Here is a 22,918-nt window from a genome sequence, read left to right as displayed (position 1 = left end):
ATGGCACCTGCGATGGGAAACGAATTGCAGCATCGCACGGTGCTGCTGGAGGAAGCGGTCAATGCGCTGGTCACGCGCGCGGACGGCGTGTATGTGGACGGCACCTTCGGGCGCGGCGGTCATAGCCGGCTGGTGCTGGAGAGGTTTGGGGAGGCCGGGCGTCTGATCGCGTTCGACAAAGACCCGCTCGCCATCGCCACCGCGCAGCAGATCGAGGATCCGCGCTTTGAGATCGTGCACGAGAGTTTTGCTTCACTGCGCAGCGCAATCGCGGAGCGCGGAGTAGGGCGGGTGTCGGGTGTTTTACTGGATCTGGGCGTGTCGTCGCCGCAAGTCGACGACCCGGAGCGGGGCTTCAGCTTTCGCGCCGATGGCCCGCTCGACATGCGCATGGACCCGACGCGCGGCGAGTCTGCCGCTGACTGGCTGGCGCGGGCCACGGTGCAGGAATTGACGGAGGTGATACGAGATTATGGGGAAGAACGGTTTGCTTTTCAGATTGCAAAGGCGCTTGTTGCTCGCCGGGCAGAGTCCGACCGTCTTGGGCCTCTCGTCAGCACGGGCGAGCTTGCCCAAATCGTGGCTAACGTCGTCAAAACCCGTGAGAAGGGCAAGGATCCGGCAACCCGCACCTTTCAGGCTATACGGATTCACATCAATCAAGAGCTTGCGGAGCTGCAAGTCGTTTTAGAAGCAGCGTTGTTGCTGTTGGAGCAAGGGGGGCGGCTGGTGGTCATCAGCTTTCATTCGCTCGAGGACCGGATCGTCAAGCGATTCATGCAGGCGCACGCCAGTACGCCGGCGGTGGATCGCCGCCTGCCGATTCGCGCCGTCGATCTGCCGAGCCCTCCGCTCAAAATCATCGGCCGCGTGTTCCCGAGCGACGCTGAAGTCGCCGCGAATCCGCGCGCCCGTTCTGCCGTGATGCGGGTGGCGGAGCGGATCGCACCATGAATCGCCTCAATATCTTCCTGCTGATGATCGTGATGGGCTGCGCCTTGTCGGTCGTCAACGCCACCAATCAGCAGCGTCAGATCTTCATTCAGTTGCAGCGCGCGCAATCGCAGGAGCGTCAACTGCAGCAGGATTATTCGCAGCTTCAATATCAGCAGAGCGCGCTGTCGAAAACGTCGCGTATCGAGCAGCTCGCCACGGCCTCGCTGAAAATGCAGGCGGTCAGCACCGGCCGCACGCAATATCTGACGCTCGACCCGCACGCCGCCAAGGCCGAAGACGCGCCCATCCCGACTTCCGGTCCGGCGTCGGCGCCGTCCGCGACCGCCCGCGGAGGCGTGCGATGAAAAAATCGTCGGCTCGCAAAAGCGTGGCTTTCTCGGCGAACCCGATCCTCTCGGTGCGTCTGCCGATGTGGCGCTCCAAGCTCGTCGTGTTCCTGCTGTTCATGGCGTTTGTCGCGCTGGCCGGGCGCGCGTTCTGGATCCAGGGGCCGGGCAACGCGTTCTATCAGAAGCAGGGCGAAATCCGCTATCAGCGCCGCCTCGAACTGCCGGCCACGCGCGGCAAGATTCTCGACCGCAACGGTCTCGTGCTCGCCACGAGTCTGCCGGTGCGCGCCATCTGGGCGATTCCCGAATCCGTGCCGGACGATCTCGGCGCCGACAAGCTCACCGCGCTCGGCAAGCTGCTCGACATGACGAGCAAGGAGTTGCGCACCAAGCTGTCGGAAGACAAGACGTTCGTCTACGTGAAGCGCCAGGTGCCGGTCGACGTCGCCGCGAAGGTCGCCGCGCTCGGGATTCCCGGCATTTACGCGCGCGACGAGTACAAGCGTTTCTATCCGGAAGGCGAGATCACGGCGCACCTGATCGGCTTCACCAATGTGGAAGACGAAGGTCAGGAAGGCGTCGAACTCGGCGACCAGAAGCTGCTCGCCGGCGTGTCGGGCAGCCGCCGCGTGATCAAGGACCGCATCGGCCACATCATCGAGGACGTGGACGAGCAGGTCGTGCCCCATAACGGCAAGGACGTGGATCTGTCGATCGACAGCAAGATCCAGTACATCGCGTACACGAACCTGAAAGCGGCCGTGCAGAAATTCAAGGCGAAGGCCGGCGCCGCGATGGTGATCGACGTGCGCACCGGCGAAGTGCTGGCGCTCGTCAATTACCCCACGTACAACCCGAACGACCGTTCACACCTCACCGGCGATCAGTTGCGCAACCGCATCCTGACCGACACCTTCGAGCCCGGCTCGATCATGAAGCCGTTCACCGTGTCGCTCGCGCTGGATCTGCACCGCGTGACGCCGACTACACTGGTGGATACGGGTTCGGGCCGCTTCGTGCTCGACGGTGCGCCGATTACCGACGACAGCGCCTTCGGCGTGCTGACCGTGGGCGGCGTGATCCAGAAATCGAGCAACATCGGCGCAACGAAGATCGCCATGCAGCTCAAGCCCGAAGAGATGTGGAATATGTACACCAGCATCGGTCTCGGCCAGGCGCCGAAGGTCGGCTTCCCCGGCGCGGCGGCTGGCCGTCTGCGTTCGTGGAAGAACTGGCGCCGCATCGAACAGGCGACCATGTCGTACGGCTACGGCCTGTCCGTGTCGCTGTTCCAGTTGGGCCGCGCATACACCGCGATCGCGCACGACGGCGAGATCATGCCGGTGTCGATTTTCCGCGCGCCGGGCGACCAGCCGGCTGCGGGCCCGCAAATCTTCTCGCCGACCACTGCTCGCCAGGTGCGCGCGATGCTCGAAACGGTGACGGCGCCGGGCGGCACCTCGCCGGACGCCGCCGTGCCGGGTTATCGCGTCGGCGGCAAGAGCGGCACCGCGTACAAGCACGGCCCACACGGCTACGACCACTCGAAGTACCGCGCATCGTTCGTCGGCATGGCGCCGATGCCGAATCCGCGCATCGTGGTGGCCGTGTCGGTCGACGAACCCACGGCGGGCAGCCACTTCGGCGGCCAGGTCTCGGGACCGGTGTTCTCCGGCATCGTCGGCGATACGCTGCGCTCGCTGAACGTGCCGCCCGACATGCCCGTCAAGCAGATGGTGGTGTCGGACGACGCGGCGCCCGCCGCGCCGAACACGCCGGCCACGCCCGCAACGGCCAGGAAGCTCTCCACTAACGCCGGCGCGAAGAAGATGACGATCTCCGCCAGCGCGAAAAACCATCCCGGAGTCGTGCGATGAGCGTGCTCCGTAACAGACATCCGGCGCACCGGCAGATCGCCGACGCCTTGGCCTGGCTGCACGCGCGCGTGCAGCCAGGCGCGCATCTGCATGCGGACACACGCTCGCTCGCGGCGGGCGACGCGTTTTTCGCCTATGCGGTCGACGGCGCGGACAACCGCCCGTTCATCGACGGCGCGCTCGAACGCGGCGCGGCCGCGGTGCTGGTTCAGCCGGAAGGCTACGACGGCATCGTCGATCCGGCCACGACACTGGCCGTGCCGGCGCTGAACGAGCTCGCCGGCTCGATCGCGAGCGCCTGGTATGGCGATCCGAGCGACACGATGCTCGCGATCGGCATCACCGGTACGAACGGCAAGACTTCCTGCAGCCAGTGGATCTCGGCGGCGTTGACCGCGCTCGGCACGCGCTGCGCGATCATCGGCACGCTCGGCACCGGGTTGCCGGGCCAGCTCGTGCACACCGGTTTCACCACGCCCGACGCGTCGCAACTGCAACGCAGCCTCGCGCGATTGCGCGACGCGGGCGCGCAGGCGGTCGCGATGGAAGTGTCGTCGCATGCATTGCATCAGGGTCGCGTGAACGGCACGGCGTTCGACATCGCCGTGTTCACGAATCTCACGCAAGACCATCTCGACTACCACGGCACCTTCGAAGCCTACGAAGCGGCCAAGGCGCGTCTTTTCGCGTGGCCCGAACTGCGCGCGGCGGTGATCAACCGCGACGACCCCGCTGGCCGGCGCCTGCTGGCAAGCACGCAAGGGCACGCGCGCACGATTGCCTACGGGCTCGATGAAACCGGCACGTCCCAACAAGACGCGCCGCAAGCCGATGCCTGGCTCCTTGCATCGAAGGTTCGCGCCACCGCCACGGGCACCGCGTTTCATCTGGCTACGTCCGACTGGGGCAACGCCGAAGCCGAAGTGCAAACGCTCGGCGGATTCAACGTTGCGAATCTGCTTGGCGTGTTGGGCGCGTTGCTCGCTGCGGACGTGCCGTTCGACGCCGCGCTTGCCGAACTGGCGAAGCTCCAGCCGGTGAACGGCCGCATGCAGCGCCTCGGCGGCCGCTTGCAGAACGACGAACCGCTCGTCGTGATCGACTATGCGCACACGCCCGACGCGCTGGAAAAAACCCTCGAAGCACTGCGCCCGATGGCGGCGGCTCGCGGCGGTCAACTGATTTGCATGTTCGGCTGCGGCGGCGACCGCGACGCCACCAAGCGTCCGCTGATGGGCGCGATTGCCGAGAAAACCGCCGACGGCGTGGTGGTGACCAGCGACAATCCGCGCGGCGAAGATCCGCAATCGATCATCGAGCAGATCGTCGCGGGAATGAAAGACGCGTCCAAAGCGCGCCGCATCGAGGACCGCGCGAGCGCGATTCTGCAAGCGATCCGCGGCGCCGCGCGCGAAGACGTCATCGTGCTGGCCGGCAAGGGGCACGAGGCAACCCAGGAAATCATGGGCAAGAAGCGCGCTTTCTCCGATCAGGATCACGCTCGTCTCGCACTCGCCGCGCGGGCGACGCATGCACGCGGAGGTGGCGAATGACGATGTTCTCGCTGCGTGAAGCCGCCGCGCTGATTCCCGGCGCCACCGTGGTCGGCGACGACAGCGTCGCGTTCGAACGCGTGTCGACCGACAGCCGCAGCGCCGGTCCGGGCGATCTGTTCGTCGCGATCAAGGGCGAGCGCTTCGACGCGCACGACTTTCTCGCGGAAGTCGCGTCGCGCAACGTCACGGCGGTCCTGGTCGCGCATACACCCGACGACTGGCGCGTGCCCGCCTTGCGCGTGGCCGATACGCGCGTGGCGCTCGGCGCGCTCGCGCGCGGCTGGCGCCGCCGGTTCGGCATGCCGCTCGTCGCGGTGACGGGCAGCAACGGCAAGACCACGGTCAAGGAAATGATCGCGTCGATCTTCGCCGCCGCGGTGGGCGCGGATGCCCGCCTTGCGACCGCCGGCAATTTCAACAACGACATTGGTTTGCCGCTCACGCTGTTCCGCCTGCACGCCGCGCATCAACTGGCGGTGGTCGAGCTCGGCATGAATCATCCGGGCGAAACCTCGCTGCTCGCGAAGATCGCCGAGCCCACGGTGGCCGTGGTGAACAACGCGCAGCGCGAGCACCAGGAATTCATGGCGACCGTCGAAGCGGTCGCGCTCGAACATGCGAGCGTGATTCACGCGCTCGCCCCGGACGGCGTCGCGGTGTTTCCGGCCAATGACGCCTACGCGAGCATCTGGCGCGTCGCGGCAACCGGCAACCGCATCGTCGACTTCGCTTTGAACGACGCCGAGCATGTCACCGAAGCGGCCGTGAAAGGCAGCTTCGTGGGCAACGCGCTGAGCATCGACACGCCGCAAGGCCACGTCGAAGTCACGCTGCAAGTGCTCGGCAACCACAACGCGCACAACGCGCTGGCCGCGACGGCCGCCGCCTTGGCCGCGGGCGTGTCGCTCGACGCGATCAAGCGCGGTCTCGAAGCGTTCGGCGCGGTGAAGGGCCGCTTGCAGGTGAAGCGTGCCGCGCTCGGCGCCCTCGCCGGCGCCACCGTGATCGACGACACCTACAACGCGAACCCCGATTCGATGCGCGCCGCGATCGACGTGCTCGCCTCGTGTGCCGCGCCGCGCGTGCTGGTGATGGGCGACATGGGCGAAGTCGGCGACAACGGTCCGGCGTTTCACCGCGAAATCGGTGCGTACGCCAGGGAACGCGGCATCGACGCGCTGTACGCAATGGGCGACGCCTCGCGCGACGCCTGCGCCGCGTATGGCGCCGACGCGCATCACGTCGCCGATATCGGCACGCTGGTCGCGCAATTGCAGCAGGCCGGTTTCGGCGCTGCCGCAACGTTTCTCGTGAAAGGCTCGCGCTTCATGCAAATGGAGCGCGTGGTGGACGCCGTAACGAGTCCACAACCCAACCCGGCGGGCAATGCGCCCGCCGCACATTGAAATAGAAGGACCGAAGCATGCTACTGGCGCTGGCGCAATGGCTGCAGAATGACGCAAGCTTCTTGCGCGTGTTCAGTTATCTGACATTCCGTGCGGTGGCGGCAACCATCACCGCGCTGCTGATCGGGCTCGTCTGCGGCCCGGCGGTGATCCGCAAGCTGACCGCGATGAAGGTCGGCCAGGCCGTCCGCAAGGACGGTCCGCAAACGCACCTCGTCAAATCCGGCACGCCGACCATGGGCGGCGTGCTGATCCTGCTCGGCATCGCCGTGGCCACGCTGCTGTGGGCCGATCTGACCAACCGCTTCATCTGGATCGTGATGCTCGTCACGTTCGGCTTCGGCGTGATCGGCTGGGTCGACGATTACCGCAAGGTGGTCTACAAGGACCCGCGCGGCATGTCGTCGCGCGAGAAGTATTTCTGGCAATCGGTGATCGGTCTGTTCGCGGCCGTGTATCTCGCGTTCAGCGTGTCGGAAGCGAACAACGTGCGCGTGTTCGACCTGTTCATGGCATGGGTGCGAAGCGGCTTGTCGATGGGCTTGCCGGCGCGCGCCGACCTGATGCTGCCGTTCGTCAAGTCGATCAGCTATCCGCTCGGCGTGTGGGGCTTCATCGTGCTGACGTATCTGGTGATCGTCGGCTCCAGCAACGCGGTGAATCTCACCGACGGTCTCGATGGTCTCGTGATCATGCCCGTCGTGCTGGTCGGCGCGTCGCTCGGCGTGTTCGCCTACGTGATGGGCAGCTCGGTCTTCTCGAAATATCTGCTGTTTCCGCATATCCCCGGCGCGGGCGAACTGCTGATCTTCTGTTCTGCGATGGGCGGGGCGGGGCTCGCGTTCCTCTGGTTCAACACGCACCCCGCGCAGATGTTCATGGGCGACGTCGGCGCGCTCGCGCTCGGCGGCGCGCTCGGCACGGTGGCGGTGATCGTGCGCCAGGAAATCGTGCTCTTCATCATGGGCGGCATTTTTGTCGCGGAGACGCTCTCCGTGATGTTGCAGGTTGCGTGGTTCAAATTCACCAAGCGTCGTTTCGGCGAAGGCCGGCGTCTCTTCAAGATGGCGCCGCTGCATCACCATTTCGAGCTGTCGGGGTGGAAGGAAACGCAAGTGGTGGTGCGTTTCTGGATCATCACGCTCATGTTGTGTCTGTTCGGTTTGTCCACGCTCAAACTGCGTTAAGCAGCAGGTATTAGGGGAAGCAGGCGATGTTCGGCGAGAAGTTTCGGGATCGGCAAAAGCCGATGGTGCTCGTGCTGGGACTGGGTGAATCCGGTCTCGCGATGGCGCGCTGGTGCGCGCGGCACGGCTGTCGGCTGCGTGTGGCCGATACGCGCGAGGTGCCGCCGAACCTGTCCGCCCTGGAAGCGCATGCCGTCGACGCCGAATTCGTCGGCGGGCCGTTTTCTCCCGTGCTGCTCGAAGGCGTCGAACTCGTGGCGATCAGCCCCGGCTTGTCGCCGCTCGCGGCCGACCTGCTGCCGTTGATCACGGCGGCGCGCGAGCAGGACATTCCGGTGTGGGGCGAACTCGAATTCTTCTCGCAGGCGCTGCGGACGCTCGGCGAAAGCGGCTACGCGCCGAAGGTCGTCGCGATCACCGGCACCAACGGCAAGACCACGACCACGAGCCTCACGGGCCTCTTGTGCGAACGCGCCGGCAAGAAGGTCGCGGTCGCGGGCAACATCAGTCCGGCTCTGCTCGACAAGCTCACCGAGGCGATCGACAACACCGCGCTGCCCGACGTGTGGGTACTGGAACTATCGAGCTTCCAGCTTGAAACCGCGCACACGTTCAGCCCTGACGCGGCGGTGGTGCTGAACATCACGCAAGACCACCTGGACTGGCACGGCGGCCTCGATGCCTACGCCGCCGCGAAGGGCCGCATCTTCGGTACACAGACCGTGCGCGTGCTGAACCGCGACGACTCGCGCGTCATGGCGCTCGCGCCCTCCGAAGAGAGCGACGCGGCGATCATCACCTTCGGCGTCACCGAGCCGAAGAACGACGGCGATTACGGCTTGCTGCGCGATAACGGCATGGTCTGGCTGGTTCAGGCGCACGATCTCGACGCGAGCGACGAGTCCGCCGCGCCGAAGCGTCGCCGCAAGAACGAAGTGGTCGCGCCGCCGAACATCGCGCTCAAGCGCCTCATGCCCGCGGACGCCTTGCGCATCCGCGGCCTGCACAATGCCGCGAATGCGCTCGCCGCCTATGCGCTCGCGCGCGCGATCGGCTTGCCCGGCGCGCCGCTGCTGCACGGTCTGCGTGAATATCGCGGCGAGCCGCATCGCGTGGAACTGATCGCGTCGATCGACGGCATCGATTACGTCGACGACAGCAAGGGCACCAACGTCGGCGCGACGGTCGCCGCGCTCGACGGCCTCGCGCAGCGCGTCGTGCTGGTCGCCGGCGGCGACGGCAAGGGCCAGGATTTCGAACCGCTCGCCGAGCCGGTGACGCGCTGGTGCCGCGCCGTGATGCTGATCGGCCGCGATGCGCCGCTGATCCGCGCCGCGCTGGAACACACCGGCATCGCGCTGACCGATCAGGCCACGCTCGAGGAAGCGACGCGCGCGGCCACCGCGCTGGCGCAGCCCGGCGACGCCGTGCTGCTGTCGCCGGCGTGCGCGAGCTTCGACATGTTCAAGAGTTACGCGCACCGCGCCGCGGTGTTCCGCGGCACCGTGGAAGACATCGCTGCCGAACGGGGGACGATGATATGAGCTGGTCCGAACGATTCGGCTCGCGCACTGGCGGCTCGCGCGAAAGCGCCGGCGCCGTAGGCGGCGCGGCTCGCGCAGCCGGCCGCGCGGACGGCAGCGGCCTTGCGAGCGCCGTCAACGGCGTGCGTCCGCTGCGCTCGCGCATGCTCGACTACGACCACTCGCTGCTGTGGGTGGTCGTTGCGCTGCTGGGTCTTGGCGTCGTGATGGTGTATTCGGCGTCAATCGCGATGCCCGATTCGCCGAAATACGCGTCGTATCGCGACTATGCGTTCCTCGTGCGCCAGATCATTTTCGTGGTGATGGGCTCGGTGATCGGCATCGTGTCGTTCCGCATTCCGATTTCGACGTGGGACAAGTACGCGCCCAAACTCTTCCTGCTCGCGTTGCTTGCGCTCGTGATCGTGCTGATTCCGCACGTCGGCAAGGGCGTGAACGGCGCGCGGCGCTGGATTCCGCTCGGCATCACGAACATGCAGCCGTCGGAAATCATGAAGCTCGCGGTGACGATTTACGCGGCGAACTACACGGTGCGCAAGCAGGAATACATGCACAGCTTCGCCAAGGGCTTCTTGCCGATGGCGGTGGCGGTCGGGCTCGTCGGCGCGTTGCTGCTGCTCGAACCGGACATGGGCGCGTTCATGGTGATCGCGGCGATCGCGATGGGCGTGCTGTTTCTCGGCGGCGTGAACGGCAAACTGTTCGGCGGCCTCGTGGCCACCGCGGTCGGCACGTTCAGCTTGCTGGTGTGGGCGTCGCCGTGGCGTCGCGAGCGGATCTTCGCGTACCTCGATCCGTGGGACGACCGCTACGCGCAAGGCAAGGCTTATCAATTGACGCACTCGCTGATCGCGTTCGGGCGCGGCGAGTGGTTCGGCGTGGGCCTCGGCGGCAGCGTGGAGAAGCTCAACTATCTGCCGGAAGCGCATACCGACTTCATCCTCGCGGTGATCGGCGAGGAACTCGGGTTTATCGGCGTGCTGATGGTGATCCTGATGTTCTACTGGATCGTGCGCCGCTCGTTCGAGATCGGCCGTCAGGCGCTCGCGCTCGACCGCACGTTCGCGGGCCTGGTGGCGAAGGGCGTGGGCATCTGGTTCGGCGCGCAGACGTTCATCAACATGGGCGTGAACCTCGGCTTGCTGCCGACCAAGGGGCTCACGCTGCCGCTCGTGAGCTACGGCGGTTCGGGCATCGTACTGAACTGCGTGGCGGTGGCGGTGCTGATGCGGGTGGATTACGAAAATCGTGTGCTGATGCGCGGGGGGAAGGTATGACCCCCGCGCAGCAGTACACGATTTCGGCGAAGGCTAACTTCGTGCGCAAGGCGCGCGAAGTTAAGCGCAGCGGCCGTAGCCAAAACGAATTCGCACTTTGTGCTGATGCGCGGGGGGAAGGTATGACCCCCGCGCAGCAGTACACGATTTCGGCGAAGGCTAACTTCGTGCGCGAGGCGCGCGAAGTTAAGCGCAGCGGCCGTAGCCAAAACGAATTCCCCTTCTTTCTGATGCGCGGAGGGAAGGTATGACCTCCCTGCCGCAACGCACGCTGATGGTGATGGCTGGCGGCACCGGGGGACACGTGTTCCCTGGTCTCGCGGTCGCTCATCTGATGCAAACGTGGGGCTGGAAGGTCGTCTGGCTCGGCAACCCTGCCGGCATGGAAGCGACGCTGGTGCCGAAGCACGGCATCGCGATGGAATACGTGCGCTTTGGCGGCCTGCGCGGCAAGGGCCTCAAAACCAAGCTGATGCTGCCCGTGAATCTGCTGCGCGCCTGCGCGCAAAGCCTGAGCGTGCTGCGTCGCGTGAAGCCGGATGTCGTGCTGGGCATGGGCGGGTACATCACGTTCCCGGCCGGCTTGATGACAGTATTGAGCGGCCGTCCGCTGGTCTTGCATGAACAGAATTCGATCGCGGGCCTCGCGAACAAAGTGCTCGCGAAGCTCGCGAAACGTGTGCTGGTCGCGTTCCCGAATACGCTGCCGCACGGCGAATGGACCGGCAACCCGATCCGCGCGGAACTTGCACGCGCAATCGCACCCAAAGCACGCTACGCGCAACGCAATGGCCCGTTGAATGTGCTCGTGGTGGGCGGCAGTCTCGGCGCGGCCGCGTTGAACGAAGTGGTGCCGCGCGCGGTCGCGCTGCTGGCGCCGAACGAACGTCCGCGCATCGTGCATCAGGCGGGCGCGAAGCATATCGACGCGCTGCGCGAGAACTACGCGGAAGCGGGATTGCAAACCGCCGACGGCGAGCAAGCCGGCGTCGAACTCGTCGCCTTCATCGACGACATGACGAGCGCCTACGCGAACGCGGACCTCGTGATTTGCCGCGCGGGCGCGATGACGGTCGCGGAGATTTCAGCGGTCGGCGTGGCGGCGTTTTTCGTGCCGTTCCCGTATGCGGTGGACGATCACCAGACAACCAATGCAGCGTTCCTCGCCGACAACGGCGCGGCGCTTGTCGTGCAGCAACGCGACCTGTCGGCGGAAACGCTCGCCGAATGGTTGCGCAGCCAGACGCGCGAGACCCTCGCGGAGATGGCGGAGCGTTCGCGCTCGCTCGCGAAACCCGACGCCACGGAACAGGTCGCGCAGATTTGCGCGACCGTGGCGGGTTCGATTTCGGGCGCGAGCCCAGAAGGAAAGCAATGAAACACATCGTCAAACACATTCATTTTGTCGGCATCGGCGGTGTCGGCATGAGCGGCATCGCGGAGGTGCTGCTCAATCTCGGCTATCAGGTGAGCGGCTCGGATCTGTCGAAGAACGCCGTGACCGATCGGCTGGCGGCGCTCGGCGCGCGCATCGCGATCGGCCACGCGGCGGAGAACATCGAGGACGCGAACGCGGTGGTCGTCTCCACGGCGGTGCGCAGCGACAACCCCGAAGTACTGGCCGCGCGCCATCGCCGTATTCCGATCGTGCCGCGCGCGGTGATGCTCGCGGAGTTGATGCGCCTGAAGCAGGGCATCGCGATTGCCGGCACGCACGGCAAGACCACCACCACGTCGCTGGTGGCGAGCGTGCTGGCCGCGGGCGGGCTCGATCCGACCTTCGTGATCGGCGGACGGCTGATCAGCGCGGGCGCGAATGCGCGGCTGGGCACGGGCGACTTCATCGTCGCCGAAGCGGACGAATCGGACGCGTCGTTCCTGAACCTGTTCCCGGTGATCGAGGTCATCACGAACATCGACGCGGATCACATGGACACCTACGGCCACGACTTCGCGCGGCTCAAGCAGGCGTTCATCGAGTTCACGCATCGTCTGCCGTTTTACGGCATTGCCGTGCTGTGCGTCGACGATCCGAGCGTGAAGGAAATCCTGCCGTTCGTGTCGAAGCCGATCATCCGCTACGGCCTGGCGCCCGATGCGCAAGTGCGCGCGGTCAACGTCGAAGCGCGCGGCGGCAAGATGCATTTCACCGCGATGCGCGAAGACGCGCCGCCGCTCGACATCGTGTTGAACCTGCCGGGCGAGCACAACGTGCAGAACGCGTTGGCCGCGATTGCGATTGCGACTGAACTCGAAGTGAAAGATGCCGATATCCAGCGAGCGCTGGCGGATTTCAACGGCGTGGGCCGGCGCTTTCAGCGCTACGGCGAGGTGCCGGTCGTGGCCGACGGTAAAGCCGGCGCGTACACGCTGGTCGACGACTACGGGCATCACCCGGTTGAAATGGCGGCCACGGTGGCGGCGGCGCGCGGTGCGTTCCCCGGCCGGCGTCTGGTGCTGGCGTTTCAGCCGCACCGCTTCACGCGCACGCGCGATTGCTTCGAGGACTTCGTGAAGGTGCTGTCGACCGTCGACGCGTTGGTGCTCACCGAAGTCTATGCGGCCGGCGAAGCGCCGATCGTCGCCGCGGACGGCCGCGCGTTGGCGCGGGCGCTGCGGGTGGCGGGCAAGGTCGAGCCGGTGTTCGTCGATACGGTGGATGAAGTGCCGGACGCGCTCGCTGCATTGGTGCGCGACGGCGATGTGGTGATCACGATGGGCGCGGGTTCGATCGGCGGTGTGCCGGGTCGCCTCGCGCAGGAAACGAAGGTGTGAGATGAGCAGTATCGACCCTAAACAATTCGGCAAGGTGGCAGTGCTGCTCGGTGGCAATTCCGCCGAGCGCGAGGTGTCGCTCAATTCCGGCCGCCTCGTGCTGCAAGGTCTGCGCGACGCCGGTATCGACGCGCATCCGTTCGATCCGGCCGAGCGTCCGCTCGCCGCGTTGAAGGATGAAGGCTTCGTGCGCGCGTTCAACGCGCTGCACGGCGGCTACGGCGAGAACGGCCAGATCCAGGGCGCACTCGATTTTTACGGCATCCGCTACACGGGAAGCGGCGTGCTCGGCTCGGCGCTCGGTCTCGACAAGTTCCGCACCAAGCTCGTGTGGCAGCAACTCGGCATTCCGACGCCGCCGTTCGAAGCCGTGCTGCGCGGCGACGACTACGAAGCGCGCTCGCACGAGATCGTCGCGAAGCTCGGCTTGCCGCTCTTCGTGAAGCCGGCGAGCGAAGGGTCGAGCGTCGCGGTGATCAAGGTGAAGAGCGCCGACGCATTGCCGGCGGCGCTGATCGAAGCGGTCAAGTACGACAGGATCGTGGTGGTCGAAAAGAGCATCGAGGGCGGCGGCGAGTACACCGCGTGCATCGCCGGCGATCTCGACCTGCCGGTGATCCGCATCGTGCCGGCCGGCGAGTTCTACGACTATCACGCGAAGTACATCGCCAACGACACGCAATACCTGATTCCGTGCGGCCTGACGGCGGATGAGGAAGCGCGTCTGAAAGTGCTGGCGCGCCGCGCGTTCGACGTGCTCGGCTGCACCGATTGGGGCCGCGCCGATTTCATGCTCGACGCCGACGGCAACCCGTACTTCCTGGAAGTGAACACGGCGCCCGGCATGACCGATCACTCGCTGCCGCCGAAAGCGGCGCGCGCGGTGGGCATCAGCTATCAGGAACTGGTCGTCGGCGTGTTGGCGCTGACCTTGAAGGACTGAGAAGGACTAAACGGGGCAACTCGAAAGCAACACCATGTGGAACAACGTTCGCCAGCTCAATCTCGCCGCCAACGCATTGCATGCGTTGCTGGTGCTCGTGCTGCTGGCGGCAGGCGGTTACTGGCTGATCCAGCGCCCGAACTTCGCGCTGCACGAGATTCAGATCGACGGCGATACCGAGCACATCAATTCGCCGACGGTGCGCGCCGGTGTGGTCGGGCGTCTGAAGGGCAACTTTTTCACGGTCGATCTCGACGTCGCGCGTCAGGCGTTCGAGCAGATGCCGTGGGTGCGTCACGCGAGCGTGCGGCGCGTCTGGCCGAATGCGCTGGCTGTCACGCTCGAAGAGTACAAACCGCTGGGGACGTGGGGCAGCGATCAACTGGTGAGCGTGGACGGCGAACTGTTCACCGCGAACCAGGGCGAACTCGAAGAGGAACTGCCTGCATTCGACGGCCCGGACGGAACGGCGAAGGAAGTCGTCGCGCGGTATCACGACTTCCAGAAATGGTTTGCGCCGTTAGGCGCGACGCCCGAGGAAGTGACGCTGTCGCCGCGCTACGCGTGGACGGTGAAGCTGTCGAACGGCATGCAGGTGGAACTTGGACGCGAACGCAATCAGGACACGCTGCTCGATCGCAGCAAGCGCCTGACCGCGGCCTGGAACGCGGTGACGCAACGTTGGGGGAAGGACATTGAGTATGCGGACTTGCGCTATCCGAACGGTTTCGCGATTCGTGCCGCTGGCATGCGCTTCATCAGCGAACCCGACAAGGGCAAGAAGTAAACGGACATCACACGCAATGAGCACGCTATGAGTAAAGACTATAAAGATCTGCTGGTCGCCCTCGACATCGGGACGTCGAAGGTGGTGGCCATCGTCGCCGAGTTGAAGGGCGAGGGTCACTACGAGGTGATCGGTCTCGGCCAGAGCGAATCGAAGGGGCTCAAAAAGGGCGTGGTGGTGAACATTGAGGCCACCGTGCAGTCCATTCAACGTGCGCTCGAAGAAGCGGAGTTGATGGCCGACTGCAAGATCACCAACGTATTCACCGGCATCGCCGGCAGCCATATCCGCAGCTTCAATTCGAGCGGCATGGTGGCGATCAAGGAAAAGGAAGTCACGCAGACGGATGTGGCGCGCGTGATCGAGACGGCGAAGGCGATCAACATCCCGACCGATCAGCAGGTGCTGCACATCCTCACGCAGGAATTCATCATCGACGGCCAGGAAGATGTGCGCGAGCCGATCGGCATGAGCGGCATTCGTCTCGAAGTGAAGGTGCATATCGTCACCGGCGCGGTGAGCGCGGCGCAGAACATCGTCAAGTGCGTGCGCCGTTGCGGGCTCGAAGTGAACGATCTGATCTTGCAGCCGCTGGCGTCGTCGCTGGCGGTGCTGACCGAGGACGAAAAGGAACTCGGCGTGGTGCTGGTCGATATCGGCGGCGGCACGACGGATATCGCGATTTTCAGCGAAGGCGCGATCCGCCATACGGCGGTGATTCCGATCGCCGGCGACCAGATCACGAGCGATATCGCGATGGCCTTGCGCACGCCGACGCCGGACGCGGAAGACATCAAGGTGGATTACGGCATCGCCAAGCAGGCGCTGGCCGATCCCGACGAAATGATCGAAGTGCCGGGTCTCGGCGAGCGCGGTCCGCGCACGCTGTCGCGCCAGGCGCTGGCGGCGGTGGTCGAGCCGCGTGTCGAGGAACTATTTTCGCTCGTGCAGCAGGTGGTGCGCGAGTCGGGTTACGAGGAACTGCTGAGCTCCGGCGTGGTGCTGACCGGCGGCGCGTCGATGATGCTCGGCATGGTCGAACTGGGCGAGGACATTTTCCTGAAGCCGGTGCGCATCGGCGTGCCGGAATACGCGGGCGGTCTCGCCGACGTGGTGCGCAACCCGCGTTATTCGACGGCGATGGGCCTGCTCGTCGAAGGACGCTCGCAACGCATGCGCGGCCGCAAGGTCGCGGTGCAGTCGGGGTCGATGGGGCAGGTGTTCACGCGAATGAAGGACTGGTTCCTCGGCAACTTCTAACGAATTGGCTTTAAAGAACGGGCTTTAAAAAATACGCGCTGGTGCCGGCGGCCGGCGCGCGACAGGGGGTTGCCCGATCTCCTGCCGAATAACGGCCGAGTGGCTGCAATTTTTTATCTTGACGGAGGCAACATGGAATTCCAGATGCTGGAAACCGAAACGAACGGCACCATCATCAAGGTGATCGGAGTCGGTGGCGCTGGCGGCAATGCCGTTCAGCACATGATCAACAAAGGCGTGCAAGGCGTCGACTTCATCGTGATGAACACGGACGCGCAGGCGCTGTCGCGCTCGCGCGCCACCGCGGTGATCCAGCTCGGCAATACGGGGCTTGGCGCTGGCGCCAAGCCGGAAATGGGCCGCGCGGCAGCGGAAGAAGCGCGTGAACGCATCGCGGATTCGCTGCGCGGCGCGCACATGGTGTTCATCACCGCCGGCATGGGCGGCGGCACGGGCACGGGCGCGGCGCCGGTAGTCGCGCAGATCGCCAAGGAAATGGGCATCTTGACCGTCGGCGTGGTCAGCAAGCCGTTCGAATTCGAAGGCGGCAAGCGGATGCGCGTCGCGGAAGCCGGTTCGCAGCAACTGGAGGATCACGTCGACTCGCTGATCGTCGTTCTGAACGACAAGCTGTTCGAGGTGATGGGCGATGACGCCGAGATGGACAAGTGCTTCCAGTGCGCAGACGACGTTCTGAACAACGCGGTTGCCGGCATCGCGGAAATCATCAACGTCGACGGTCTGGTGAACGTCGACTTCGAGGACGTGAAGACGGTGATGGGCGAGCAGGGCAAGGCGATGATGGGCACGGCGACGGTCGCCGGCGTCGATCGCGCGCGTTTGGCCGCCGAGCAGGCGGTCGCCAGCCCGCTGCTGGAAGGCGTGGATCTGTCGGGCGCGCGTGGCGTGCTGGTGAACATCACGTCGAGCCGTTCGCTGCGTCTGTCGGAAACGCGCGAAGTGATGAACACCATCAAGAGCTATGCGGCGGAAGACGCCACGGTGATCTTCGGCGCGGTGTACGACGATGCAATGGGCGACGCGCTGCGCGTGACGGTCGTGGCAACGGGCTTGGGTCGCGCGGCGAAGAAGCAGCAATCGGCACCGATGACGCTGCTGCGCACCGGCACCGACAACCAGCCGGTCAACGCGCACCACGCCGGCTATACGCCGTCGCACGCGAGCACCGCCGATTACGGCGCGCTGGATACGCCGGCTGTATGGCGCACGTCGCGCGATACGGCGGCCTCGCATGTGCAGGCGTTGCAGGAAAAGGGCGTCGACACGTACGACATTCCGGCGTTCCTGCGCAAGCAGGCGGACTGAGCGCACGAGCAGGCTTTCGTCGCCGCGCTGTTTTAAAAGCGTTGGCGGACGACTGCACGAGCGTGGCGGGTGAACGGCGATCAGGCCGCGTATCGTCGGATTCGCGGCAAGGACAAGTGCCCTCTTCGGATTTGTGAAGCGGATGGGGCGACTGTCGCCGGACGGCGCAGCCTGCGATTGGGCTGACGCTGAAATCACTGCGACACGACGACGTGCGAGCATGCTCCGCATCGATGCAAAGGACTGAGCATGATTCAGGCAGGTGACAAGCTGCCCGACGCGACACTCTTCGAATTCGTCGAAGACGAGCGGGCGGGCTGCACGATCGGGCCTAACAGCTTCGACGTGCGCGAGCAGACGGCGGGCAAGCGCGTGGTGATCTTCGGATTGCCGGGCGCGTTCACGCCGACCTGTTCGGCCAAACATGTACCGGGTTATGTCGAGCATGCCGAGCAGCTGCGCGCGCTTGGCGTCGACGAGATCTGGTGCGTGTCCGTCAACGACGCGTTCGTAATGGGCGCGTGGGGACGCGATCAGCACGCCTCGGGCAAGGTGCGCATGATGGCGGACGGCAGCGCGGCTTTCACGCGGGCACTCGGTTTGGAGCAGGATTTGTCGGCGCGCGGCATGGGAATCCGTTCCCAGCGCTACGCAATGGTGGTCGACGACGGCGTGGTCAAGACGTTGAACGTCGAGGCTGCCGGCAAATTCGAAGTCAGCGATGCAGGGAGTATTCTGGCTACGTTGAGCTAGTCACTCGATGTCGAATCCTTCGCCCCCGGTCACACAGCGGTACGTCGCGAGCGTGTTGTGCAGGGGCAACGACGGATAAGACGCTTTTGTGACATGCCGTTACGCGGGCCGATGACCGGAAACGCCTCCGTTCCGGACATCGGCCCGTCACGCTTTCCCTGGCAGCCGCCCAGCGGGTAATGGAGCGAAACAGATTGATACGTTCCATGCGACGACGCTCCTTAGGGTAATGGAGTATAATTCGTGCTATGGAACAAAAAGTCCCGATTGGGATTTTCAATCGAATAGAAGATCACCATGTTGAAGCAGCGCACTATCAAATCGATCGTCAAGACAGTCGGCATCGGCCTGCATTCCGGCCGTAAAGTCGACTTGACGCTCCGTCCGGCGGCGCCGGATACCGGCATCGTGTTTTCGCGCGTGGATTTGCCCACGCCGGTGGATATTCCCGCATCGGCAATGTCGATTGGCGATACGCGCCTCGCTTCGGTGCTGCAGAAAGACGGCGCGCGCGTGTCGACGGTCGAGCATTTGATGTCCGCCTGCGCCGGTCTCGGCATCGACAATCTTTATGTCGACGTCACCGCCGAGGAAATCCCGATCATGGACGGCAGCGCGGGTTCTTTCGTATTTCTGATTCAATCGGCCGGTATTGAAGAACAGAACGCGGCGAAGAAATTTATCAAGGTCACCAAGCCAGTCGAAATTCGCGACGGCGATAAATTCGCGCGTCTCGATCCGTATTTCGGTTTCAAGCTCAAATTCACGATCGATTTTCGTCATCCGGCTGTGGATAAAACCGGTCAGGCGCTGGAAGTGGATTTCGCCAATACGTCATACGTGCGGGAAATCGCCCGTGCCCGTACTTTCGGGTTCGCGCATGAAGTCGAAATGATGCGCGAACTGGGCCTGGCGCGCGGCGGCAGCATGGACAACGCGATCGTGCTCGACGAATACCGCATTCTGAACAACGACGGCCTGCGTTACGACGACGAATTCGTGAAGCACAAGATGCTCGACGCGATCGGCGACCTGTATGTGATCGGTCATCCGCTGCTGGCTTCGTACAACGCGTACAAGTCGGGTCACGGCCTGAACAATGCGCTGCTGCGCGAACTGCTGGCGCATGAAGATGCGTACGAAATCGTCACCTTCGACGACCAGCAAAAAGCGCCGCGCGGCTTCGCCTACGAGACGCAGACGGCTTTTGCATAAGCTCTGCGGTTGAAAACCTCGAAGCGAACGGATGATAAACAAGCGGCCCAAATGGGCCGCTTTTTTTTGCTCAGCGATTTCTCCGATGCCGTGCCGCCATTTTCGCCAGCGCTTCCTGTAACGGCGACGGCGCGAGCGATTCGCTCAACGCGTGCAGCGCGTCGGCGCCGACCGGCGTCATGCGCGCCTGCTTGGCCGGCGGCGGTTCCTTGACAGGCTGCGGCCGCACGCGGATTCGCAGCGCATTCACCGGCCAGCCGCGCTGCTGCAAATCGGATAGCAAGCGCGGCTCGATGTGCCGCAAACGCGCCGCCAAAGCGTTGTGCGCGGCAAACAGCGCCAGCACGCCTTCCTTGATGAAGCTGGGCTCCACGCTGGTTGCCAGATAGTCGGGCAGCAATTCCCGCAAATCCTTCTCCAGCGCGGCGATCTGCTCGACGCCCGCGCGCAGGGCCGCGAACGCGTCGGTGCGCTTGAGCACCTCGGCGACGGGCTGCGGGCGGCGCGCGTTGAACTGCTTGGGCGGCGGCCTTGAAAAGGACGGAGAACGGCTCATGTTCGATCGTGACGGCGTGTTCGCGCCCCATGCGCGTTCACGCCGCGATTGTACCGCGCGAGACACGTCGCGGTCCGCCTCGAGCGGCGCCGCCGGAGCTCGCTGCGGCGGGCTTCGGACGCCTTGCCGCCGTCGCACCGCTGACACAGGCGCGGGCTGGGGCGCGTGCTAAAATGCGCGATTCGAATTCACTCTTGGACTAAGCCGCCGAGGCCCTTCCGACCCGGGAGCGCACGTGCATGAACCGCACGCCGCGAACCAGCCGAAGCCGCGACGCAGACACCGATCCGATGACCACCGGCTTTCTACAGAAGATTTTTGGCAGCCGCAATCAGCGGTTAGTCAAGCAATACCAAAAGACCGTCGCGGCGATCAATGCGCTCGAGCCGCAGATCGAGCAATTGGCGGACGATCAACTGCGCGCCAAAACGGGTGAATTCCGCCAGCGCGTCGCGAGCGGCGAATCGCTCGACAAGCTCCTGCCGGAAGCCTTCGCGGTGTGTCGCGAGGCGAGCAAGCGGACGCTGAAAATGCGCCACTTCGACGTGCAGCTGATCGGCGGCATGGTCCTGCACTACGGCAAGATCGGCGAAATGCGCACCGGCGAAGGCAAGACGCTCGTCGCCACGCTGCCGGTTTACCTGAACGCGCTGTCGGGCCGCGGCGTGCACGTCGTCACGGTCAACGACTATCTCGCGCAGCGCGACGCCGAATGGATGGCGCGGCTGTACAACTTCCTCGGCATGTCGGTCGGCATCAATCTGTCGCAGATGGATCACGCGGCCAAGCAACAGGCCTACGCCGCCGACATTACCTACGGCACCAACAACGAATTCGGCTTCGACTACCTGCGCGACAACATGGTCTACGAGACCGACGCGCGCGTGCAGCGAGCCCTCAACTTCGCGGTGGTCGACGAAGTCGACTCGATCCTGATCGACGAAGCCCGTACGCCGCTGATCATCTCCGGCCAGGCCGAGGATCACACCGAACTCTACGTGCGCATGAACGCGCTGCCGCCGCTGCTGGAACGCCAGATCGGCGAGGAGAAGGCGGACGGCACCGGCGTCGAGAAGCCGGGCGACTACACGCTGGACGAGAAAGGCCGTCAGGTGTTCCTGACGGAATCGGGCCACGAAAAGGCGGAGCGCCTGCTCGCCGAGTGGGGCTTGATCGGCGAAGGCGAAAGCCTGTATGCGCCGCAGAACATCACGCTGATGCACCACGTGTACGCGGCGCTGCGCGCGCACACGCTGTTCTTCAAGGATCAGCACTACGTGGTGCAGAACGGCGAGGTGGTCATCGTCGACGAATTCACCGGCCGTCTGATGTCGGGCCGCCGCTGGTCGGACGGCTTGCACCAGGCCGTCGAGGCGAAGGAACACGTCAAGATCCAGAGCGAGAACCAGACGCTCGCGTCGATTACGTTCCAGAACTACTTCCGCATGTACGCGAAGCTGGCCGGCATGACCGGCACGGCCGATACCGAAGCGTACGAATTCAACGAGATCTACGGGCTCGAGACGGTCGTGATCCCGACCAACCGTCCGCCCAAGCGGATCGACAAGCAGGATCAGATCTATAAGACCGCGAAGGAACGCTACGACGCGGTGATCCGCGACATCCGCGATTGCTATGAGCGCGGGCAGCCGGTGCTGGTCGGCACGACGTCGATCGAAAACTCGGAACTGCTGTCGCATCTGTTGAAGCAGGCCGGCTTGTCGCACGAGGTGCTGAACGCGAAGCAGCACGCGCGTGAAGCGGAGATCGTCGCCGAAGCGGGCCGTCCGAAGCGCATCACGATCGCCACCAACATGGCCGGCCGCGGCACCGACATCGTGCTCGGCGGCAACGCGGAAAAGCAGGCGTCGTTCATCGAACAGGACGAAACGATTCCGGCCGACGAAAAGCAGCGCCGCATCCAGAAGCTGCACGACGAATGGCAGGCGCTGCACGATCAGGTGAAGGCCGCGGGCGGTCTGCACATCATCGGCACCGAGCGTCACGAGTCGCGCCGGATCGACAATCAGTTGCGCGGCCGTGCGGGCCGTCAGGGCGACCCCGGTTCGTCGCGCTTCTATCTGTCGCTGGAAGATCCGCTGCTGCGCATTTTCGCGGGCGACCGCGTGCGCGCGATCATGGATCGCCTGAAGATGCCGGAAGGCGAAGCGATCGAGGCGGGCATCGTGTCGCGCTCGATCGAATCGGCGCAACGCAAGGTGGAAGCGCGCAACTTCGACATTCGCAAGCAATTGCTCGAATACGACGACGTGTCGAACGATCAGCGTAAGGTGATCTACCAGCAACGCAATGAATTGCTCGAAGCGAACGACATCACGGAAACCATCGGCGCCATGCGCCATGGCGTGATCGCCGACATCGTTCATCAGTTCGTGCCGGCCGGCAGCATCGAGGAGCAGTGGGACGTGCCTGAACTGGAGGAAGTGCTGCGCAACGAATGGCAGCTCGACCTCGCGATCCAGGAAATGATCAACGAGTCGAACTCGATCAGCGTGGACGAGATTCTCGAAGCGGTCGAAGGCGCCGCGGACGAAGCGTACGAAGCCAAGGTCGAACTGGTCGGCCGCGAATCGTTCAGCGCGTTCGAACGCTCCATCATGTTGCAAACGCTGGATCGCAGCTGGCGCGAACATCTGGCCGCGCTCGATCATCTGCGCCAGGGCATTCACCTGCGCGGCTATGCGCAGAAGAATCCGAAGCAGGAATACAAGCGCGAGGCGTTCGAACTGTTCGCCGCCATGCTCGACGCCGTCAAGCTCGAAGTCACCCGCGTGGTGATGAACGTGCAGATCCAGTCGCCGGAGCAACTGGAACAGGCGGCCGAGCAGTTCGAGGAGCAGGGCAGCCACCTCGAAAACGTCGAGTTCCGTCATGCCGAATTCGCCGAGGCCGCCGCCGCGGCACCCGTTGCCGCCGAGGCGGCCACCGCCGCCATGATCGGCGAGGCGATGAGCCACGGCTCGTCGTCGCACGCGGCGGGCTCGCGTGTCAGCGCGGACGAGGTGCCGAAGGTCGGCCGCAACGACCCATGCCCGTGCGGCAGCGGCAAGAAGTACAAGCAGTGCCACGGCAAGATCGCGTAATGCCGAAGGCGGCGCGCTTCCGAGCGCGCCGCGTCGTTTTGTACGCTGCTTGCTGTTGATTTCGCG

19 protein-coding genes are annotated in these 22,918 nt (G+C 64.7%); 18 read left to right on the top strand and 1 reads right to left on the bottom strand.

Annotation, left to right across the window (positions count from 1 at the left end; translation table 11 throughout):
• The first annotated feature begins 12 nt into the window (after positions 1–12).
• The 17 genes from rsmH (at position 13) to lpxC (ending at position 19,192) form a co-directional block, all read left to right on the top strand.
• Complete coding sequence (rsmH, locus tag ACTJLC_RS03995) at positions 13–954, top strand: 16S rRNA (cytosine(1402)-N(4))-methyltransferase RsmH (RefSeq protein ID WP_440843279.1); 942 nt, start codon at positions 13–15, stop codon at positions 952–954.
• Positions 951–1,301 (top strand): cell division protein FtsL, encoded by a 351-nt coding sequence (gene ftsL, locus ACTJLC_RS03990; RefSeq protein WP_073431289.1) that lies wholly within the window; start codon positions 951–953, stop codon positions 1,299–1,301. The genes rsmH and ftsL overlap by 4 nt, the downstream gene beginning before the upstream one ends.
• Positions 1,298–3,163, top strand: coding sequence for a peptidoglycan D,D-transpeptidase FtsI family protein (locus ACTJLC_RS03985; protein ID WP_310135188.1), 1,866 nt, complete (start codon positions 1,298–1,300; stop codon positions 3,161–3,163). The genes ftsL and ACTJLC_RS03985 overlap by 4 nt, the downstream gene beginning before the upstream one ends.
• On the top strand, positions 3,160–4,716 hold the full coding sequence (locus tag ACTJLC_RS03980; protein WP_440843278.1) for a UDP-N-acetylmuramoyl-L-alanyl-D-glutamate--2,6-diaminopimelate ligase: 1,557 nt from the start codon (positions 3,160–3,162) through the stop codon (positions 4,714–4,716). The genes ACTJLC_RS03985 and ACTJLC_RS03980 overlap by 4 nt, the downstream gene beginning before the upstream one ends.
• A complete protein-coding gene (locus ACTJLC_RS03975; protein WP_440843277.1) occupies positions 4,713–6,125 on the top strand; it encodes a UDP-N-acetylmuramoyl-tripeptide--D-alanyl-D-alanine ligase in 1,413 nt (470 codons plus the stop codon). Before ACTJLC_RS03980 ends, ACTJLC_RS03975 begins: the two co-directional genes overlap by 4 nt.
• 17 nt (positions 6,126–6,142) lie before the next feature.
• On the top strand, positions 6,143–7,312 hold the full coding sequence (gene mraY / locus ACTJLC_RS03970; RefSeq protein ID WP_073431285.1) for a phospho-N-acetylmuramoyl-pentapeptide-transferase: 1,170 nt from the start codon (positions 6,143–6,145) through the stop codon (positions 7,310–7,312).
• Between the two features lie 26 nt (positions 7,313–7,338).
• Positions 7,339–8,856, top strand: a complete 1,518-nt coding sequence (murD, locus tag ACTJLC_RS03965; protein WP_440843276.1) for a UDP-N-acetylmuramoyl-L-alanine--D-glutamate ligase — start codon at positions 7,339–7,341, stop codon at positions 8,854–8,856.
• Positions 8,853–10,133, top strand: a complete 1,281-nt coding sequence (gene ftsW, locus ACTJLC_RS03960) for a putative lipid II flippase FtsW (RefSeq protein WP_073431283.1) — start codon at positions 8,853–8,855, stop codon at positions 10,131–10,133. Before murD ends, ftsW begins: the two co-directional genes overlap by 4 nt.
• On the top strand, positions 10,130–10,384 hold the full coding sequence (locus ACTJLC_RS03955) for a hypothetical protein (RefSeq protein WP_440843275.1): 255 nt from the start codon (positions 10,130–10,132) through the stop codon (positions 10,382–10,384). Before ftsW ends, ACTJLC_RS03955 begins: the two co-directional genes overlap by 4 nt.
• The gene (gene murG, locus ACTJLC_RS03950) at positions 10,381–11,511 is read left to right on the top strand and encodes an undecaprenyldiphospho-muramoylpentapeptide beta-N-acetylglucosaminyltransferase (protein WP_440843274.1); all 1,131 of its coding nucleotides are present in this window, start codon (positions 10,381–10,383) and stop codon (positions 11,509–11,511) included. The genes ACTJLC_RS03955 and murG overlap by 4 nt, the downstream gene beginning before the upstream one ends.
• Entirely contained in the window at positions 11,508–12,908 is a 1,401-nt protein-coding gene (gene murC / locus ACTJLC_RS03945) for a UDP-N-acetylmuramate--L-alanine ligase (RefSeq protein WP_154874372.1), read from the top strand. The genes murG and murC overlap by 4 nt, the downstream gene beginning before the upstream one ends.
• Before the next feature lies 1 nt (position 12,909).
• The gene (locus ACTJLC_RS03940) at positions 12,910–13,851 is read left to right on the top strand and encodes a D-alanine--D-alanine ligase (protein WP_073431280.1); all 942 of its coding nucleotides are present in this window, start codon (positions 12,910–12,912) and stop codon (positions 13,849–13,851) included.
• Between the two features lie 34 nt (positions 13,852–13,885).
• Complete coding sequence (locus ACTJLC_RS03935) at positions 13,886–14,638, top strand: cell division protein FtsQ/DivIB (protein WP_073431279.1); 753 nt, start codon at positions 13,886–13,888, stop codon at positions 14,636–14,638.
• Positions 14,639–14,665: 27 nt separating this feature from the next.
• On the top strand, positions 14,666–15,898 hold the full coding sequence (gene ftsA, locus ACTJLC_RS03930; RefSeq protein ID WP_007180311.1) for a cell division protein FtsA: 1,233 nt from the start codon (positions 14,666–14,668) through the stop codon (positions 15,896–15,898).
• Positions 15,899–16,030: 132 nt separating this feature from the next.
• The gene (ftsZ, locus tag ACTJLC_RS03925; protein WP_073431278.1) at positions 16,031–17,224 is read left to right on the top strand and encodes a cell division protein FtsZ; all 1,194 of its coding nucleotides are present in this window, start codon (positions 16,031–16,033) and stop codon (positions 17,222–17,224) included.
• Positions 17,225–17,473: 249 nt separating this feature from the next.
• On the top strand, positions 17,474–17,977 hold the full coding sequence (locus ACTJLC_RS03920) for a peroxiredoxin (protein ID WP_310126509.1): 504 nt from the start codon (positions 17,474–17,476) through the stop codon (positions 17,975–17,977).
• A 297-nt stretch (positions 17,978–18,274) separates the two neighbouring features.
• Positions 18,275–19,192 carry a UDP-3-O-acyl-N-acetylglucosamine deacetylase gene (gene lpxC / locus ACTJLC_RS03915; RefSeq protein ID WP_073431276.1) on the top strand — a complete coding sequence of 306 codons (918 nt, stop codon included), beginning with the start codon at positions 18,275–18,277 and terminating at the stop codon, positions 19,190–19,192.
• Between the two features lie 70 nt (positions 19,193–19,262).
• Here the strand turns inward: lpxC and ACTJLC_RS03910 are convergent, their stop codons facing one another.
• Complete coding sequence (locus tag ACTJLC_RS03910; protein WP_073431275.1) at positions 19,263–19,748, bottom strand: DciA family protein; 486 nt, start codon at positions 19,746–19,748, stop codon at positions 19,263–19,265.
• 290 nt (positions 19,749–20,038) lie between these two features.
• Between ACTJLC_RS03910 and secA the strand changes: the two genes are divergently transcribed.
• On the top strand, positions 20,039–22,852 hold the full coding sequence (gene secA, locus ACTJLC_RS03905) for a preprotein translocase subunit SecA (protein WP_073431297.1): 2,814 nt from the start codon (positions 20,039–20,041) through the stop codon (positions 22,850–22,852).
• Positions 22,853–22,918 lie beyond the last annotated feature (66 nt).

The organism is Paraburkholderia sp. 22099 (assembly GCF_052045835.1).
GTDB lineage: Bacteria > Pseudomonadota > Gammaproteobacteria > Burkholderiales > Burkholderiaceae > Paraburkholderia > Paraburkholderia terricola.
Note: the sequence above shows the minus strand (reverse complement) of the source record. Positions and strands in the feature narration are given on the sequence as shown.

Bases quoted from the DNA above. Each gene is read 5' to 3' on its own strand.
- ACTJLC_RS03920 (WP_310126509.1), top strand. From the start codon at position 17,474: ATGATTCAGGCAGGTGACAAGCTGCCCGACGCGACACTCTTCGAATTC.
- ACTJLC_RS03975 (WP_440843277.1), top strand. From the start codon at position 4,713: ATGACGATGTTCTCGCTGCGTGAAGCCGCCGCGCTGATTCCCGGCGCC.
- secA (WP_073431297.1), top strand. From the start codon at position 20,039: ATGACCACCGGCTTTCTACAGAAGATTTTTGGCAGCCGCAATCAGCGG.
- ACTJLC_RS03910 (WP_073431275.1), bottom strand. From the start codon at position 19,748: ATGAGCCGTTCTCCGTCCTTTTCAAGGCCGCCGCCCAAGCAGTTCAAC.
- ACTJLC_RS03955 (WP_440843275.1), top strand. From the start codon at position 10,130: ATGACCCCCGCGCAGCAGTACACGATTTCGGCGAAGGCTAACTTCGTG.
- ftsW (WP_073431283.1), top strand. From the start codon at position 8,853: ATGAGCTGGTCCGAACGATTCGGCTCGCGCACTGGCGGCTCGCGCGAA.
- ftsL (WP_073431289.1), top strand. From the start codon at position 951: ATGAATCGCCTCAATATCTTCCTGCTGATGATCGTGATGGGCTGCGCC.
- ACTJLC_RS03985 (WP_310135188.1), top strand. From the start codon at position 1,298: ATGAAAAAATCGTCGGCTCGCAAAAGCGTGGCTTTCTCGGCGAACCCG.
- murD (WP_440843276.1), top strand. From the start codon at position 7,339: ATGTTCGGCGAGAAGTTTCGGGATCGGCAAAAGCCGATGGTGCTCGTG.
- murG (WP_440843274.1), top strand. From the start codon at position 10,381: ATGACCTCCCTGCCGCAACGCACGCTGATGGTGATGGCTGGCGGCACC.
- ACTJLC_RS03935 (WP_073431279.1), top strand. From the start codon at position 13,886: ATGTGGAACAACGTTCGCCAGCTCAATCTCGCCGCCAACGCATTGCAT.
- mraY (WP_073431285.1), top strand. From the start codon at position 6,143: ATGCTACTGGCGCTGGCGCAATGGCTGCAGAATGACGCAAGCTTCTTG.
- ftsZ (WP_073431278.1), top strand. From the start codon at position 16,031: ATGGAATTCCAGATGCTGGAAACCGAAACGAACGGCACCATCATCAAG.
- murC (WP_154874372.1), top strand. From the start codon at position 11,508: ATGAAACACATCGTCAAACACATTCATTTTGTCGGCATCGGCGGTGTC.
- rsmH (WP_440843279.1), top strand. From the start codon at position 13: ATGGGAAACGAATTGCAGCATCGCACGGTGCTGCTGGAGGAAGCGGTC.
- lpxC (WP_073431276.1), top strand. From the start codon at position 18,275: ATGTTGAAGCAGCGCACTATCAAATCGATCGTCAAGACAGTCGGCATC.
- ACTJLC_RS03940 (WP_073431280.1), top strand. From the start codon at position 12,910: ATGAGCAGTATCGACCCTAAACAATTCGGCAAGGTGGCAGTGCTGCTC.
- ACTJLC_RS03980 (WP_440843278.1), top strand. From the start codon at position 3,160: ATGAGCGTGCTCCGTAACAGACATCCGGCGCACCGGCAGATCGCCGAC.
- ftsA (WP_007180311.1), top strand. From the start codon at position 14,666: ATGAGTAAAGACTATAAAGATCTGCTGGTCGCCCTCGACATCGGGACG.